Origin of the sequence: Knoellia sp. S7-12, from assembly GCF_040518285.1 — a bacterium.
In the GTDB taxonomy this organism is placed as follows: Bacteria; Actinomycetota; Actinomycetes; order Actinomycetales; family Dermatophilaceae; genus Knoellia.
Map to the genome: position 1 here is coordinate 4060281 of NZ_CP155449.1, position 15737 is coordinate 4076017.

At 68.1% G+C, this 15737-nt stretch carries 14 protein-coding genes; 2 read left to right on the forward strand and 12 right to left on the reverse strand.

What is annotated here, in order from left to right; genetic code table 11:
• Position 1: 1 nt before the first annotated feature.
• The 4 genes from V6K52_RS19650 to radA all read right to left on the reverse strand — a co-directional run bounded on the left by V6K52_RS19650 (position 2) and on the right by radA (position 5119).
• Positions 2-1498, reverse strand: a complete 1497-nt coding sequence (locus tag V6K52_RS19650) for an MFS transporter (protein WP_353951799.1) — start codon at positions 1496-1498, stop codon at positions 2-4.
• Positions 1495-2409 (reverse strand): A/G-specific adenine glycosylase, encoded by a 915-nt coding sequence (locus tag V6K52_RS19655; protein WP_353951800.1) that lies wholly within the window; start codon positions 2407-2409, stop codon positions 1495-1497. Before V6K52_RS19655 ends, V6K52_RS19650 begins: the two co-directional genes overlap by 4 nt.
• Positions 2410-2425: 16 nt before the next feature.
• Positions 2426-3478 carry a DNA integrity scanning diadenylate cyclase DisA gene (gene disA / locus V6K52_RS19660; RefSeq protein ID WP_353953822.1) on the reverse strand — a complete coding sequence of 351 codons (1053 nt, stop codon included), beginning with the start codon at positions 3476-3478 and terminating at the stop codon, positions 2426-2428.
• Positions 3479-3727: 249 nt separating this feature from the next.
• Positions 3728-5119 carry a DNA repair protein RadA gene (radA, locus tag V6K52_RS19665; protein WP_353951801.1) on the reverse strand — a complete coding sequence of 464 codons (1392 nt, stop codon included), beginning with the start codon at positions 5117-5119 and terminating at the stop codon, positions 3728-3730.
• A gap of 111 nt (positions 5120-5230) precedes the next feature.
• Between radA and V6K52_RS19670 the strand changes: the two genes are divergently transcribed.
• Both V6K52_RS19670 and V6K52_RS19675 read left to right on the forward strand, forming a co-directional pair.
• The gene (locus V6K52_RS19670; protein WP_353951802.1) at positions 5231-7450 is read left to right on the forward strand and encodes a multicopper oxidase domain-containing protein; all 2220 of its coding nucleotides are present in this window, start codon (positions 5231-5233) and stop codon (positions 7448-7450) included.
• 27 nt (positions 7451-7477) lie between these two features.
• The gene (locus V6K52_RS19675) at positions 7478-8599 is read left to right on the forward strand and encodes a hypothetical protein (RefSeq protein ID WP_353951803.1); all 1122 of its coding nucleotides are present in this window, start codon (positions 7478-7480) and stop codon (positions 8597-8599) included.
• Between the two features lie 107 nt (positions 8600-8706).
• On the opposite strand, the gene V6K52_RS19680 is transcribed toward V6K52_RS19675, so the two are convergent.
• The 8 genes from V6K52_RS19680 to V6K52_RS19715 form a co-directional block, all read right to left on the reverse strand.
• A complete protein-coding gene (locus V6K52_RS19680) occupies positions 8707-11229 on the reverse strand; it encodes a glycosyl hydrolase family 65 protein (RefSeq protein WP_353953823.1) in 2523 nt (840 codons plus the stop codon).
• 5 nt (positions 11230-11234) lie between these two features.
• A complete protein-coding gene (locus tag V6K52_RS19685) occupies positions 11235-11945 on the reverse strand; it encodes a beta-phosphoglucomutase family hydrolase (protein ID WP_353951804.1) in 711 nt (236 codons plus the stop codon).
• 46 nt (positions 11946-11991) lie between these two features.
• On the reverse strand, positions 11992-12348 hold the full coding sequence (locus V6K52_RS19690; RefSeq protein WP_353951805.1) for a DUF2784 domain-containing protein: 357 nt from the start codon (positions 12346-12348) through the stop codon (positions 11992-11994).
• 180 nt (positions 12349-12528) lie between these two features.
• Positions 12529-12975 (reverse strand): 50S ribosomal protein L9, encoded by a 447-nt coding sequence (gene rplI / locus V6K52_RS19695; protein WP_353951806.1) that lies wholly within the window; start codon positions 12973-12975, stop codon positions 12529-12531.
• Between the two features lie 31 nt (positions 12976-13006).
• The gene (gene rpsR, locus V6K52_RS19700) at positions 13007-13243 is read right to left on the reverse strand and encodes a 30S ribosomal protein S18 (RefSeq protein WP_035904052.1); all 237 of its coding nucleotides are present in this window, start codon (positions 13241-13243) and stop codon (positions 13007-13009) included.
• An 82-nt stretch (positions 13244-13325) separates the two neighbouring features.
• Positions 13326-13949 carry a single-stranded DNA-binding protein gene (locus tag V6K52_RS19705; RefSeq protein ID WP_353951807.1) on the reverse strand — a complete coding sequence of 208 codons (624 nt, stop codon included), beginning with the start codon at positions 13947-13949 and terminating at the stop codon, positions 13326-13328.
• A 97-nt stretch (positions 13950-14046) separates the two neighbouring features.
• The gene (gene rpsF, locus V6K52_RS19710; protein WP_353951808.1) at positions 14047-14334 is read right to left on the reverse strand and encodes a 30S ribosomal protein S6; all 288 of its coding nucleotides are present in this window, start codon (positions 14332-14334) and stop codon (positions 14047-14049) included.
• 142 nt (positions 14335-14476) lie between these two features.
• Positions 14477-15736, reverse strand: a complete 1260-nt coding sequence (locus tag V6K52_RS19715) for a hypothetical protein (protein ID WP_353951809.1) — start codon at positions 15734-15736, stop codon at positions 14477-14479.
• Between the last annotated feature and the right edge of the window lies 1 nt (position 15737).

A 15737-nucleotide genomic window follows, 5' to 3' on the forward strand; every position in this document is an offset into this window, starting at 1 on the left:
ATCACGCCGGTTTGCGACGCACCCGGATCGAGATCAGCAACACGATGACGAGCAGTCCGCTGATGACGCCGAAGCCCAGCTGAGGGATCAGTGGCAGGGCGATGCCGAGCCCACCTCCGCAGACCCACGCGATCTGCAGAACCGTCTCTGACCACCCGAACATCTGGGTGCGCACGTTCTCGGCGATGTCGCGCTGGATGATCGCGTCGGTGCTGAGTTTGATGATCTGGGCGCACAATCCCGCCGACAGACCGAGGATCAGCAGAGTCAGCAACGAATAGGCGAGGGCCGTGGCGAGCGAGGTGGCAACAATGACGAGGAGGGCTGAGGCGACAAGCCGCTCCGGGCGCAGCTTCCTGGACGCGTTGCCGACGACCGTGCCGAGGGCATTGCCGGCGCCGGCACACCCGACGACGAGTGCCAGGACGAGCGTCCCGCTGTAGCCCGGGATCGGGTGCTCGCGCATGAGGAAGGCCATGAAGAGGGTGAGGAACCCGGTGAGCAGCCGGGCGCCCATGGCGCTGACGAGGGTGGCGCGCACGGCCACCGGCAGCGCCAGGATCCGAGCTCGCAGTCGCGCACCGATCCCACCGATGCGTCCCTGCCGTTCGACGTGGGCGATGACCTCGTTCGAGCTGGTCGGGGGCGGCGGGCGGGTGTCCTCGATGTCGAACTCACCGACCGAGGAGTCCACCCGACCCGGCAGCCGGATCGCAAGAACGGTGCCGACGACATAGATCGCGAACGCCAACCGCAACGACCAGTCGGGACCGATCCGGGACACCGCCCCGGCGAGCCCACCGCCGACCGCCATGGCAGCCACGCCGGCGAGAGCCATGCGCGAGTTGGCACTGACGAGGGTGAATCCCGGTGGCAACAGGCGTGGGATCGCGGCCGATCGAGTGACGCCGTAGGCCTTGGACGCGACGAGGCACCCGAGAGCTGCAGGGAAGAGCCAAACCGAACCGGTCGCCACCGCACCTGCAAGGACCCAGCAGAGGAACGCGCGCAGAGCCAAGGTCGTGCCGATGGCCCACCGCCGACCATGGCGGAAGCGATCGAGCAGGGGACCGAGGAAGGGTGCGAGCAACGCGAATGGCGCCATCGTCAGCAGGAGGAACTGCGCAACCTGCGCCCTTGCCTCATCGGTGGGGATGGCGAAGATCGTGCCAGCGAGGCTCACGGTCAGGGCGGCGTCGCCGCAGATGTTGACGAAGTGCAGCTCGACGAGACGGGCCAACCCGCTCTCACCGGCACCGGAGGACTGGACGTAGGCGCGAGCCTTCTGGGTGCCGGCCCGGCTGCCGCGACCGGCCACGCGGGCACCCCCGACAGTGCCACGGCCCAGGACCTTGAAGGCTTTCGTGGCGCCGGCTCGCACGCCATAGGGGTCAGGAGGCGTTCGACGACCCGCCTCGCGGGCATCGACTGGCTGCGAGATGGGCTCGGTCGGCTCGGCCTGCGAGATGGGCTCGGTCGGTTCGTCGCCCGAGCTCATCCCGCCATCTCCTGATGCCCGGACAGAGCGAAGCGGTCATCGCGCAGCGGCTCGACCAGCCCGTCCTCGATCAGTCCGGCGAGGCATCGGTCGAGCTGCTGCTCATCGCGACCGGGCGCAAGCTCGCCGCGCACCAAAGGGGTGCTCACCTCACGCAGGGACTGCACGATGATGCCGCGCACCTGCCGATCGGTGCCGTGCCACTTCTGTCCCCTGCGGGCAGGACCGGCGTATGCCGGCCGGCCGGCCAGCACCCAGGCGCACCTTGCGCGGACGGGACAGTCTTCACACCGAGGAGCCCGGGCCGTGCAGACGAGGGCGCCGAGCTCCATGACAGCAACGTTCCACACCGCTGCATCGTGATCAACGACCGGCAGCAACTCGCGCGCCAGGTCGACTTCGGCCCGGGTCAGCGAGGGGGCCGCCTGGGCAACACCGGACACGATCCGCGCCTGCACCCGACGCACGTTGGTGTCGACCACGACCGACCGGTCGCCGAACGCGAACGCCGCCACCGCAGCCGCCGTGTAGTCCCCGATGCCGGGCAACGCCAAGAGGTCGACCTGATCACGAGGCACCTCACCTCCGTGCCGTTCGACGATCGCGGCAGCCGCCTCGCGCAGGCGCAGCGCCCGACGCGGGTAGCCCAACCGTCCCCACGCCCGCACCACCTCACCCGGCGACTCCCGCGCCAGGTCCGCCGGGGTCGGCCAGCGCGACATCCACTCGCGCCACGCGGGTTCGACCCGGGCCAACGGCGTCTGCTGCGCCATCACCTCGGACAGGAGCACGCCCCACGGCGAGCACGACGGCTCGCGCCAGGGAAGCGGACGGGAGTGGACGGCATACCAGGCAAGGATCGACCGGTGCAGGGAGCGCACGTCGGTCGGCGACGGGAGCGAGCCGCTCACGATGTCAGTGCCCGGGTCAGACGTAGCGCTCGAGGATGCTGCTCTCGGCGAGGCGCGACAGGCCTTCGCGCACCAGTCGAGCGCGGCCCTCGCCGACACCCTCGACACCCATGAGGTCGTCGACACCCGCGGCGAGGAGCTTCTGGAGGCTGCCGAAGTGCTCGACGAGACGGTCGACGATGGCGCCGGGCAGGCGAGGCACCTTGCTGAGGATGCGGTAGCCGAGCGGGCTCACCGACGAGTCGAGCGCATCGCCCACGACCGTGAAGCCGAGAGCCTTGGCCCCGGCGGCGGGATCGAGAAGTTCGGTGGCGTCGATGTCGGTGAGGTTGGCGATGGCCTGGTCGAGGTCATGCTCACCGCGCGACTGGTGGAGGTAGTCGCGGATGACGAGCCCGAGGTCATCGGACAGGCCACCGGTGAGCTCCTCGAGCTGGAGGCTGAGGAGGCGACCGTCGGTGCCGAGCTGGAGGACATAGTCGCCGATCTCGTCCTTGATCCGGCGCACCATCTCGAGGCGCTGGAGGACGTTGGCGACGTCACGCACGGTGACGAGGTCCTCGATCTCGAGTGCGGAAAGGGTGCCGGTGACCTCGTCGAGACGCTGCTTGTAGCGCTCGAGGGTCTGCAGGGCCTGGTTGCCCCGCGAGAGGATTGCACTCGAGTCCTCGACGACGAAACGGTTGCCGCCGACATAGAGGGCGACGATGCGCATCGACTGACTCACGGAGACAACGGGGAAGCCGGTCTGTTTGGCCACGCGTTCGGCCGTGCGGTGACGGGTGCCGGACTCACTGGTCTCGATGGAGGCATCGGGGACGAGCTGGGTCGCGGCGCGCAGGATCTTGGTGACGTCACGGTCGCAGACGATCGCGCCGTCCATCTTGGCAAGCTCACGCAGTCGGGTTGCCGAGAACTCGACGTCGAGGGGGAACCCACCCGTGGCGATCTCATCGATGACCTTGTCGGTGCCGAGCACGATGAGGGCGCCGGTGCGGCCGCGCAGGATCCGCTCGAGTCCATCGCGCAGCTCGGTCCCGGGCGCGACGGCAGCGAGCGTTGTCCGCATCAGCTCGTCATCCACCAGCGGCGTGGCCACGTGTCCCCCTTCGGTCTGTCCTTCTTGGCGCACGGTCAGGTGCACCGGTGCCTCTCGGCGAGTCTAACGGCGCGGGTATGCCGTCCGGTCCCGTGACCGAGTCACGGCCAGGTCACCTTGTGGCCGCCCGGCAAAATCCGGCTCGCGAGCCCGGCGTCTTCACCCGAGCCTGATCACTTCGGCCCTGGAAGCGAGGGACGGCTCGCGAGCTGGGCAGAGTCAGCGGGCGTGGGAAGGGGCGGCGGCCATGGTCACGGCCTCGAGGACGGTGGCCACCTCGATGACGCGCAGACCGTCAGGGACGGGCCCACCACCGAGCACCCCGGGCGGCACGATCGCCGTCGAGAAGCCAAGTCGCGACGCCTCGGCCAGGCGGCGGTGTGCACCCGTCACGGGCCGCAACTCCCCAGCCAACCCGACCTCACCGAACGCGACAGTGCCGACGGGCAGCGGCTGGTCGTTGATGGCACTCGCGAGCGCCAGGGTCAGGGCGAGGTCGGCCGCGGGCTCGGTGATGCGCACCCCGCCGACGGTCGAGACGAACACGTCCTTGCGGCCGATCGGCGCCTTGGCCCGCGTCCCCAACACCGCGAGGATCATGCCGACGCGCGAGGAGTCGAGTCCACTGGTGGCCCGGCGCGGGTTGGGCATCTCGGTCTGGTCGACGAGCGCCTGGACCTCGGTGACGAGCGGCCGCCGTCCCTCGAGCGTCACGGTGACGCAGGTGCCGGGCACGGCGGCGGTGCGGTTGGACAGGAACAACCCACTGGGGTCGGCCAGTCCGGTGATGCCGATGTCGGACAGGTCGAAGCAGCCGACCTCGTCGGTGGGGCCGTAGCGGTTCTTCACCGCGCGCACGAGCCGCAGCCGGCTGTGCCGGTCGCCCTCGAACTGGACGACGACGTCGACGAGGTGCTCGAGCACCCGCGGCCCGGCGATCGATCCGTCCTTGGTGACGTGGCCGACGAGCAGGCACGCGATGCCGCGGGACTTCGCCATGGCGATGAGGCTGGCCGCGACTTCGCGCACCTGCGAGACGTTGCCGGCGGATCCCTCGACCTCGGCGCTGCTGATCGTCTGGACCGAGTCGATGATGACGAGCTCGGGCTCGACCTGGTCGATCTGGCCGAGCACGGTCGCGAGGTCGGTCTCGGACGCGAGGAAGAGCGTGCGCGCCATCGCCTCGATCCGCTCGGCGCGGCTGCGCACCTGCGCGGCCGACTCCTCGCCACTGACATAGAGGACGCGGCGCTCTTGGCCAGGCTCACCACCACGCGCAGCTCGTCCGGCGACGTCGAGCAGCAAGGTCGACTTGCCGATCCCGGGTTCACCCGCGACCAGGACGACGGCACCGGGCACCAGCCCACCGCCGAGCACCCGGTCGAACTCCGGCACACCGGTCCCCCGCGCCTGAGCCCGACTCACGTCGACCTCGCCGATGGGCACGGCAGGACGCTCGACCGACTTCGCCGCGGTCGTCCTCGCCGACACCGCGCCCACCTCGGTCACAGAGCCCCAGGCCTGGCACTCCCCACAGCGACCGACCCACTTGACCGTGGTCCACCCGCACTCACTGCACCGGTATGCCGGTCGCGTCGTCTTCGCTGCCATGGGCGCCAACCTAGGCGACCCGACCGACATGCGTCCCACCGCCCGTGACCCACCGGAAGAACTTCAAAAGGCCTGCGGCGGATGATGGGCCACGAGTCAGGAGGGCCCGCCATGAGCGAATTCAGCCCAGAGGAACAGAGCGGTCTCATGTCGGGTGCACAGAGTGTCCGGCGTCGAACCCTGCTGCGCCTCGGCGCAGCCAGCGGGCTGGGTGCAGCCCTGGTTGCCGCCCGCGGGGTGGGCGCCCCGCTACTCTCCGCCAAGGGCCTGCTCAGCCTTGACGGGGCGTTCGCCGAGACCTCCACCGTGCTCGGCGACCTCCTCTTCTACGTCGAGAAGTACCCGACGAGCCCGCTCATCCTGTCGCCGTTCACCGACCCACTTCCGATCCCCAGAGCACTCGCCCCGGTGCCCCGGTCGACCTACAGCTCCTGGGCGAAGCCGCCGGGGCCCGGGGTCGGCCAGCAGAACTCGTTCGAGAACGAGCAGCACCAGGTGTGGCCGAGCAAGATCCGCTACCCCGACCCCATCGTCTACAAGATCGACCTCCTCCTGCGATCCCACTCGTTCACGTCGTCGCAGGTACTTCCGATCGACCCCGAGGGTCAGCCCACCACCTCATTCGACGTCTTCGGTGCCACCTACCCGGCCGGCACCCGCCGGTGGCTGCCGCCCAGCACCATCTACGGCTTCAACGGGACCTTCCCGGGGCCTTGCATCAATGCCGAGTACGGCAAACCGGTTCTGGTCCGCTTCGAGAACCATCTGGACGAGAACCCCATGGACCTGGATCGCCAGGACTTCGGTTCTCCGGACTGGTCGTTCCTCACCCACCTCCACAACGGACACACTGCACCAGAGAGCGACGGCAACCCTCACTACTCGATGCGCTACGGGCCCAAGCAGCGCGGCTATGGCCCGGGAACCTTCTGCGACAACCTGTACCTCAACTGGCCGGCTGGAGGCGACGAGCGCGAGAAGCAGTCCTTCTTCTGGTTCCACGACCACCTGATGGACCACACCGGGTCGAACGTCTACAAGGGGATGGTCGGCCTCTACCCGATCTACGACCCCAGGAGCGGCCTGGACATGGGCGACGAGACCAAGGGCCTGAGGTTGCCGGGGGTGCGCAGGAACAGGCCCGACGGGTCGTTCGACGTCGACTACGACATTCCCCTGGCGTTCTACGACTGTCGTCTCGACGACGGGGTCACGACCCACCAGGACGTCCACGACGGCATGGGAGAGTTCCCCGCAGCCAAGAACCCGGCGACCCATCCGGAGTGGTGGGGGAAATCGTTCTACAAGCACTTCCCCAACCACGGGTTCGTCGGTGACATCTTCACGGTGAACGGAACGGCATACCCGACACTCCTCGTCAAGCGACGCAAGTACCGATTCCGGTTCCTCGACGCATCCGTCGCCCGCATCTACGAGTTCATGCTCATGGCCTCGACGAAGGGCCCGAAGTCGTCGGCCTCACTGGGACACATCGAGGAGGAGCTGGAGGGCCAGTACCGCATCCCCGACGGCCAGCAGTGCATGAAGTTCACCCAGATCGCCTCTGACGGAGGCCTGCTGCCGTTTGCGCTCACACGCGACTCGTTCGAGTTGTGGCCCGCAAAACGGCGCGAGGTGATCATCGACTTCACGCGCTACCAGGACGGCACCCCGACGACCAAGGGTGACGTCGTGTACCTCACCAATGTCATGAAGATGCCGGACGGCCGCATGTGGTCGAACTCCTCGAGGTTCCTGCCGGACCCGAACTACAAGGTGCCGGTGCTCAAGTTCGTCATCGGTGACACCGCACCCGACCAGAGCGTGACACCCAAGCCCGGCCAGCTCCTGCGCGCCCTCCCACCGCTGCCCGGCGACTGGAAGTCCATGTTGGACAACCGGCTCATCTTCGAGGTCAAGCGTTCCAGCTCTTCCGCTGACGTGGAGTGGCTCATCAACGGCGAGCCGTTCGACCCGGCCCGGGTCGCCACGAGCTTGCGGAACAAAGCCGGTCGCAGCCTGCCCGCGTCCCAGAAAAAGGGCAGCTTCAACCTCTGGGAGATCCGCAACGGCGGCGGGGGCTGGGTCCATCCGTTCCACCTCCACATGGAGGAGCACCGCACCGTGATGCGTCGGGGAAGGGACGTCACGAGGGGGGACCCCTCTCACCCCGACGACTCCTCGCGCGAGGACCTGGTGGCACTCGACCCTGGGGAGTCCGTGATCGTCTACCGCGGTTTCCGTGACTTCGTCGGCCCGTATGTGGCCCACTGTCACAACCTCGCTCACGAGGACCACGCGATGATGTTCGGCTGGGAGATCACACCCTAGGTGTCACGGCGACGGACAGGAGACGTCATGACAGCACCCGCTCCATCGACCAGGGCGACGCAGGCCGAGGTCGCCGGGAGCATCAACGCCGCCGTGGCGGTGCCGTGGGCGACCGTCCTCCCGCTGGCGCTGGTGCTGTCGTTCGCGGACGGCTTCTGGGTCATCTCCATGCGCGGGGCCGTGGGTGCCGTCAGATCCGGTCCCGGGCCGTTCACGACCTGGTGGCGGGAGTCAGGGGTCCTGCTTCCCCTCTATGTGTTCGCGGTCCTCGGCTCCTTCACGCTGGCCCTGCGATGGGCGAGGTCCGGTCGTCGTCGGGCGCCCCTTGCGGCTGCCGGGTTGGTCACAGCGTTCTCGGCCGTGGTCGGTATCGGCCACCTGGCGGCTGGGGCCGCAGGGGACTTCCGGCTGCAGTGGGCGCACCTGCAGGTGATGACCTCGATGAGGGGCGACTGCCCCCCCGACTGTCTCGAGCGCCTGCGGCAGGACACTCTGGGCCTGCAGCTGCGCGCCGTGGCGGTTGGCGCCCTCCTGCTCCTCGTCACCAACATGGGGAGTGTCGTTTGGCTCTCGATGTGCCGTGGTGGTCAGTTGACCTTCGCTCACGTCCGACGGGCCCCCCGACACCGAGTCAGGACACACGATCTGATGTGGCAGCTGCGCTTCCTGCTCGCGACGGGTCTCGTCGGTGCGGCGGTCATTCACCTCGCGGTCGTTCCCGAGCACTTGGCGGAGTGGCCGACTGCCGGCGCCTTCTTCGTCGTCCTCGCCGCCGCGGAGGTGTCCACGGCGGCCGCCGTCCTCACGCGCCCGGCGGCCGGAAGTCTGCTGTTGGCAACCGTGACGTCTGGGGCACCACTGCTCCTGTGGGGGTGGTCGCGGCTCTGGGGTCTGCCCTTCGGACCGAGCGCGGGCGCTCCCGAGCCGGTGGGGCTCCCGGATGTCGCCGCCGTCGCGCTCGAGCTGGCGGCACTGGTCCTGGCCGGGCTCCTCATCCGCAGGGCGCCCGCCCTCACTGGTCGCGCCGGCTCGTCAGACCACTTCACCCGCCTGTGGACCACGGCTGTCGTCGCGGTCACGGTGATCGCGCTGGCGGCCACTCAAGAGGGCTGGTTCGACGTCGTCCCGGTTGCGACCCGCCACGGCTAGGACGGCATACGTTCGCAGACATCGAAGGGACAGTTCGCGCGGACCGGCGGTGGAGCAGTCTTCGCCGCCATGGGCGCCAACCTAGGCGAGCTCTCTGACAGAGAGGGTCAGTGGCCGGTGGGGATGGGCATCCGCCTGTTGTCGCCTGTGGGCACGACGCTCGAGATGACGGTGCCATCCTCCCGGACGATCTCGCTGGGAGCCTTCGGGGAGCCGGCGATCCGAGGCCCCTGGTCGGCGAGCGCCACGGTGACCGGAACCTCTGGTGTGACCGTCACGGACTCACCGCGCACCGAGAAGGTCAGTGCTCCGTCGCCCTCCTCGATGACCAGCTCCACCTCGGCAGCGCGCACCGTGACGCGAATCCGGGTGCCGTGGAGGCAGAGTCGATAGGTCAGCGACTCCCATTTTTCGGGCAGCCGCGGGTCGATCGCGAACTGACCCTCGCGCTCGTCACTGCCGTGGTCGCGGAACCCGCCGAAGCCGGACACGAGAGCGCTCCACACTCCACCCGTCGAAGCGACGTGGACGCCGTCCGCGGTGTTGGAGTGACGGTCGGCGAGGTCGACGAACAGCGCTGACAGGAAGTAGCGATAGGCCAGATCCTGGTAGCCCACCTCCGCGGCGATGATCGACTGCACGACCGCCGACAGGGTCGAGTCACCCGTGGTGATCGGGTCGTAGTACTCGAAGTCGGCGAGCTTCTCCTCCGGCGTGAAGTCCTCGCCCTGGAGGAACAGGGCCAGGACGACGTCGGCCTGCTTGAGCACCTGGAAGCGATAGATCACCAGCGGGTGGTGGTGCAGCAGCAGCGGCCGCACCGACGACGGCGTGTTCGCGAGGTCCCACATCTCGCGCTCGAGGAAGTGGTCGTCCTGCGGGTGGATGCCGAGGTGCTCGTCGAACGGGATGGACATCCCCTCTGCGCAGTCACGCCACTCCGCGATCTCACCCGGTTCCAGCTCGGTCCTGCGGACCATCTGGGCGTATGCCGCAGGCTCGCCTTCCGCGAGCGCCTCCACCGCCTCGACCGCTCGCCGGAGATTGAAGCGCGCGAGGACGTTGGTGTAGAGGTTGTCGTTGACGACGGCGGTGTACTCATCAGGCCCCGTGACACCGTGGATGTGGAAGGTCCGCTCCTTCGCCGGGTGCATGCGCCAGAACCCGAGGTCGGCCCACAGCCGCGCGGTCTCGACGAAGATGTCGACCGCCTCGCGCGCGAGGAACTCGGCGTCCCCGGTGGCCCCGACGTACTGGCTCAGGGCATAGGCGATATCGGCATCGATGTGGTACTGAGCCGTGCCTGCTGCGTAGTAGGCCGACGCCTCGTGGCCGTTGATGGTGCGCCACGGGAAGAGCGCACCCTTCTGCGAGAGCTCCCGAGCACGCGCCCTCGCCGACTCGAGCAGCGAGAGGCGGAAGCGCAGGGCGTTGCGGGCGGCATACGGCATCGTGTAGGTCAGGAACGGCATCACATAGATCTCGGTGTCCCAGAAGTAGTGCCCTCCATAACCGGATCCGGTGACGCCCTTGGCGGGGATGCCGTAGGTCTCGGCGCGCGCGGATGCCTGGGCGAGCGCGAAGAGGTTCCACCGGGTCGCCTGCTGGATCTGCGGGTGGCCCGTGATCTCAACGTCGGCGCGCTGCCAGAACGAGTCCAGCCAGGTGCGCTGTTCGTCGATCTGGTGCTGAAGCCCTTCCTCGGCCACGCGGTCGAGCGTGCGCTCGCACCGGTCGAGCAACTCGCGTGGGGGAACGCTGTTGGCGGTGTGGGCCGAGACCACCTTGGTCAGCGTGATGGGGCTGCCCTGGTCGGCCTGGATGCGATAGATCATCTTGGCCGTGTCGTCATCGGTGTGCACCGTGGCGCGATAGGGGTTCGCGGTCTCAAGGGTGTGGTCGGTGACGAGGCCGAGGGTCATGCCGCTGTCAGCGCACTGGTAGCCCAGCCACAACCGGCCGGTCTCGAGATCACCCTCGCTGACCCTGGGCAGGAGAACGCGACTCCGAAAGGACTCGGCCTTGCGTGGGTCGGCGATGCCGGTGGCCTGGGCCTCGGGCCCCTCTGCCACACGGTCCTGGCGGTTGAGGACCTGCGACGAGATCTGCACCGGCCCGTCGCCGTCGAGGAGGGTGACCTCATAGGTCATGACCGCGAGGTGGCGCTGGGTCAGCGAGACCATGCGGGTGCTCTTGACCTCGACCCGCTTGCCGCTCGGGGTGCGCCACAGCAGCGTGCGCGACAGGACGCCAGTGCGGAAGTCGAGGGTGCGCTGGTAGTCGAGGAGGTCCGCAGTCGACAGCTGCAGCGGCTCGTCATCGACATAGAGGCGGATGACCTTGGCGTCGGGCACATTGACGATCGTCTGACCGACCCGGGCGAAACCGTAGGCCTCCTCGGCGTGGGTGATCGGCCACGTCTCGTGGAAGCCGTTGATGTAGGAGCCGTTGACGTGGGCGTCGCGGCTCTCCTCGTAGTTGCCCCGCAGCCCGAGGTAGCCGTTGCCGACGCTGAAGAGCGACTCGGTGACGCCCAGGTCGTCGGCACTGAAGCGCGTCTCGGTGAGGGCCCACTCGTCGATGGGGAACCGGCTCCGGTCCAGCGGGTCATCGTCGATGTCGAGCGGCATCGCGTTCACAGGAGCTCCTTGAGGTCCTTGACGACCACCGTTGCGCCGGCGTCGGTGAGGGCCTTCGCTCCGGCACCGCGGTCCACGCCGATGACCAGACCGAAGCCGCCTGCCGCCCCGGCCTGGACACCGCTCAGGGCATCCTCGAGGACGACCGACTGCTCTGGCGTGACCCCGAGTGCCTGCGCCGCCGCGATGAACGTGTCGGGGGCCGGTTTGCCGGCGATGCCGCGCTCGGCAGCGAGGCCCCCGTGCATGACGAACGGGAAGAAGTGGTCGACGCCGGCGGCCTTGAGGACAGCGGGGGCGTTCTTGGACGACGACACGATGGCCATCGGCATCTTGCGGGCAGCCAGGGCCTCGAGCAGGCGCAGCGAGCCGGGGTAGGCCACGACACCGTCGGCCTCGAGGACCTCGTTGAAGGCGTCGTTCTTCCGGTTGCCGAGGCCGCACACGGTGTCTGCAGAGGGGTCGTCGGACGGGTCGCCCTGCGGCAGCTCGATGTCGCGCGAGGCGAGGAAGGCGGCCACGCCCTCGTAGCGGGGCTTGCCGTCGACATGGGCGAAATAGTCCTCGTCCGTGTAGGGCTGGTCGACGCCACGGGAAGTGAGGAATTCGTTGAACATCACCGACCAGGCCCTCATGTGGACCTCCGCCGTCGGAGTGACGACCCCATCGAGGTCAAAGAGTGCAGCCGCGTAGTCGTCCCAGTTCATGGCGAAAGCGTAGAGGCGCCGGGCCGCTGGCGATGAATCGTCTCGATCAGGTGGCGCGTCGGGCGATGAAGCCGCACCACGAAGCCACGACCGCCACGCCCACGAGCCCCTGAAGCAGGGCCGTGTAGCGATCCGGGTAGAGCACTCCCTCGATGTAGTGGTCGATGAACCCAGAGCCGGACAGCGTCGCCTCCCCCGCCCGTTCGCGAGCCCAGTCCTCGACGTCGGTCAGCGGGCACGGGAGCGAGAAAGCCACCGTGGAGAAGCCCCATGCCGCGGCCAGCACGTGCACCCAGATCAGCCGCGGCCAGCGCCACGCCAGGAAGCCCCCGAAGACGAGGAACACCAGGAACGCGAAGTGCACGAGCATCACCGCATCGGCCAGGACCGCGTGACGGTTCATGACCCGATTCTGCCGCCTCAACCCGTGCCCAGACATGTCGATCTCGCTGGATCATGGCGCTGTGTAGCCATGACTCAGCGAGATCGACGTGGAGGACCGAGAACTGCCCCGGGCATGCGACAGCGCCCGACCCCTTGGCGGGATCGGGCGCTGTCAGTGCTCAGTGAGCGTCAGGCTGGTTCAGCCGGCGACGACGTTGAGCTCGACCTTGGCCTGCACGTCGGGGTGCAGACGCACGAGTGCCTCGTGGGTACCCGTGGACTTGATCGGGGTTGGAACCTCGATCTTGCGCTTGTCGAGGTCGGCGCCAATGGCTTCCTTGACCGCTGCGGCGATGTCGGCGGACGAGACGGCACCGAAGAGACGTCCCTCCTTGCCGGCATGCGCGGGAACGGTCACGGGCTTGGACTCGAGGTTGCCCTTGATCGACTGGGCCTCCTCGAGCGACGCGACTGCACGGACCTCACGGCCCTTGGCGATCGAGTCAACCTGCTTCTGTGCACCCTTGGTCCACTGCGTCGCAAGACCGCGACGGAAGAGGAAGTTGCGGGCGTAGCCGTCCTTGACGTCGACGACGTCGCCTGCACTGCCGAGGCTGGAGACCTCGTGCGTGAGAATCACCTTCATTGTTCAGCTCTCCTTCTGGCTAGGTCGCGCGTCAGCGGGACGAGCTGGAGTAGGGAAGGAGCGCCATCTCACGGGCGTTCTTGACCGCGTTGGCGATCAGACGCTGCTCCTGGACGGACACACCGGTCACCCGACGAGCGCGGATCTTGCCGCGGTCGGAGATGAACTTGCGCAGCAGCGCAGTGTCCTTGTAGTCAATGTTCTCGACCTTCGCCGCCTTGAGCGGGTTGGCCTTCTTCTTGGGCTTGCGCACAACTGGCTTAGCCATCGTGGTGCTCTCCTTTTCGCTGAGCTGACTCAGCGGATGAGCCCTGGTCTCCCAGGGATGGTGTGAATCTCGTGTAGGTGGATCAGAAAGGAGGCTCGTCGTAGGACGGGGCGTTGCCCCACCCTCCCTGAGCACCCTGCTGACCCGGCTGACCCTGCGGTGCCGGCTGACCACCGGCGGGCTGACCGCCGGCAGGCTGGTTCCAACCGCCCTGACCCTGTGACTGGCCACCCGAGGACGCTCCACCCTGAGGTGCAGTGCCACCGGTTGCCCACGGGTCCTGACCGCCGGCGCCACCTGAACCACCGTCGCCGCCACCAAAACCGCCGCCGCTTCCGCCACGGGAGGTCTTGTTGACCTTGGCAGTCGCGTACTTCATCGAGGGGCCGACTTCGTCGACGTCCAACTCGATGACAGTGCGCTTCTCGCCTTCCTTGGTGTCGTAAGAACGAGACTTCAGACGGCCGGTGACAACGACGCGCGTGCCCCGCTGGAGGGACTCGGCGACGTTCTCCGCCGCGTCACGCCAGACCGAGCAACGCATGAACAGCGTTTCGCCGTCCTTCCACTCGTTGGACTGACGGTCGAACGTCCGCGGCGTTGAGGCCACGGTGAAGTTCGCGACGGCAGCGCCGGACGGAGTGAAGCGCAGTTCGGGGTCACCAGTGAGGTTCCCGACGATGGTGATGAGGGTCTCGCCTGCCATGGATCAGGTCCCCTTGTGGTCTGGTGCGGTGGCGTTTCAGGTATGCCGTAAAGCTTCAGTCAGCGTGAATCGCTGGGTTGAGTCGGTGAGACGAAGTTCAGGCGCCGGGGCGCAGGAGCTTGGTCCGCATGATCGACTCGTTGAGCCCGAGCTGACGGTCCAGCTCCTTGGCGGTTGCCGGCTCCGAGGTGAAGTTGACGATGGCGTAGATGCCTTCGGCCTTCTTCTTGATCTCGTAGGCCAGGCGACGGCGGCCCCAGATGTCGACGTTGTCGACGGTGCCACCGTCCTTGGTGATGACGGTGAGGAACTTGTCGAGCGACGGCTGAACCGTGCGGTCGTCGAGTTCCGGGTCGAGAATGACCATGAGTTCATACTGACGCATGCGTTAACCCGCCTCCTTCGGTCTGAACGGTCACGGTCTCTCCGTGACAGGAGGGTATGCATCGCTACCGACACGGCTGTGGAGTTGTCCACAGGGCATTGGTAACTGGGCAAGGGTACCGGCTGGACGGCATACGACTAAATCAGCCTCCACCGGCCTCAACCTGCCTCAATCGAGACTTCAGGTCATCGGGCTCACCGCTGGGCGCCGTTGCCGTCTGCCAGGCGCGGATGGCGAGGAAGCAGACGGCGGCCACACGCAGGAGCAGCGCCACGGCATACCAGCTCGCGGGCAGCGAACGATCGGAATTCTCGAGCCCTGCGAGATAGAGCCACACCGCGACGAAGTGCACCGCTTCTGCGAGCGCCCACACCACGTGGTCGCGCCAACGCAGCCCGGCCAGCGCCACGAGAGGCACGAGCCACAGCGACGCCTGCACCGGGAACGACTTGCCGCTCACGAGCACGATCGCCACCGCAAGGAGTGCCACCGCACCGAGGCGCGGCGTCGACGGGGCACCAAGGGCGAGCAGCGCGGCGAGCACGATCGCGACCCCGATCCCCAGCGCCGCGACGACCGTGAGAACAGTTGGCGCCCACGGACTGCCGGCGAGGGTCGGGAGATACCAGACCGACCCGAGGCCCGCGGGGGTGTCGAGCCACGTGGACCAGGAGCGGGTGAGGGTGCCCGGCGACAGGAGGAGGAAGGGGATCGCGATGGCGATCACGGCCGCGAGCGCCGAGCCACCGAGCCGGACCAGCTCGCGCTCACGACCGGTCCGCCATGCGTGGACGGCGACGACGAGGAGCAGCAACGCTGGGTAGGTCCGCGCCGTGACCCCGGCGCCGAGCAACACCCCGGCCACCGCGGGATGTCGTCGACTCCACGCCCACAGTCCACCCGTCGCGAGGACCACGCCCAGCAGGTCAGGTGACAGCAGGATCGTCAGCGCGGCGACCGGAGCGACCGCGACCTGCAGGGCGTCACCACGGTGGCCCGGCGTCGTCCGCACCCACCACGCCATGAGGACCAGGGCCACGACCGCGAGCACGGCCCAGACACCGAGCACCCACCGTTGGGTCGCGAGCGGCCCCTCCCCCGGTCCGAGGCCGGCGATGAACGAGACGACCGCACCGGTCAGCGGAGGGTGGTCGAGAGGGACGTCACCCGAGAGGTATGCCGTGAGCCCGCGTTCGGCCTCGGCGCTCTGGACCCCGACCGCGAGGTCGGAGTAGCAGAACCGCCAGAACGGCTCGGTCCCACCCCACCCGTCATCGAGGCATGGCCCCTGCTTCCACAGGGCCGCCAGGACCGGCAGGGCTGCCAGCAGCGCGACCACAGCGAAACCCGAGTCCGCAATCCGCGGCCGGTCCCGGTGAGTCACCGCAGCGGGACCGGCCACG

What these genes read in the sequence shown, in the direction of transcription:
- V6K52_RS19650 (WP_353951799.1), bottom strand. Translation starts at nt 1,498, where the DNA reads ATGAGCTCGGGCGACGAACCGACCGAGCCCATCTCGCAGGCCGAGCCG.
- disA (WP_353953822.1), bottom strand. Translation starts at nt 3,478, where the DNA reads ATGCGGACAACGCTCGCTGCCGTCGCGCCCGGGACCGAGCTGCGCGAT.
- radA (WP_353951801.1), bottom strand. Translation starts at nt 5,119, where the DNA reads ATGGCAGCGAAGACGACGCGACCGGCATACCGGTGCAGTGAGTGCGGG.
- V6K52_RS19670 (WP_353951802.1), top strand. Translation starts at nt 5,231, where the DNA reads ATGAGCGAATTCAGCCCAGAGGAACAGAGCGGTCTCATGTCGGGTGCA.
- V6K52_RS19675 (WP_353951803.1), top strand. Translation starts at nt 7,478, where the DNA reads ATGACAGCACCCGCTCCATCGACCAGGGCGACGCAGGCCGAGGTCGCC.
- V6K52_RS19680 (WP_353953823.1), bottom strand. Translation starts at nt 11,229, where the DNA reads ATGCCGCTCGACATCGACGATGACCCGCTGGACCGGAGCCGGTTCCCC.
- V6K52_RS19685 (WP_353951804.1), bottom strand. Translation starts at nt 11,945, where the DNA reads ATGAACTGGGACGACTACGCGGCTGCACTCTTTGACCTCGATGGGGTC.
- V6K52_RS19690 (WP_353951805.1), bottom strand. Translation starts at nt 12,348, where the DNA reads ATGAACCGTCACGCGGTCCTGGCCGATGCGGTGATGCTCGTGCACTTC.
- rplI (WP_353951806.1), bottom strand. Translation starts at nt 12,975, where the DNA reads ATGAAGGTGATTCTCACGCACGAGGTCTCCAGCCTCGGCAGTGCAGGC.
- rpsR (WP_035904052.1), bottom strand. Translation starts at nt 13,243, where the DNA reads ATGGCTAAGCCAGTTGTGCGCAAGCCCAAGAAGAAGGCCAACCCGCTC.
- V6K52_RS19705 (WP_353951807.1), bottom strand. Translation starts at nt 13,949, where the DNA reads ATGGCAGGCGAGACCCTCATCACCATCGTCGGGAACCTCACTGGTGAC.
- rpsF (WP_353951808.1), bottom strand. Translation starts at nt 14,334, where the DNA reads ATGCGTCAGTATGAACTCATGGTCATTCTCGACCCGGAACTCGACGAC.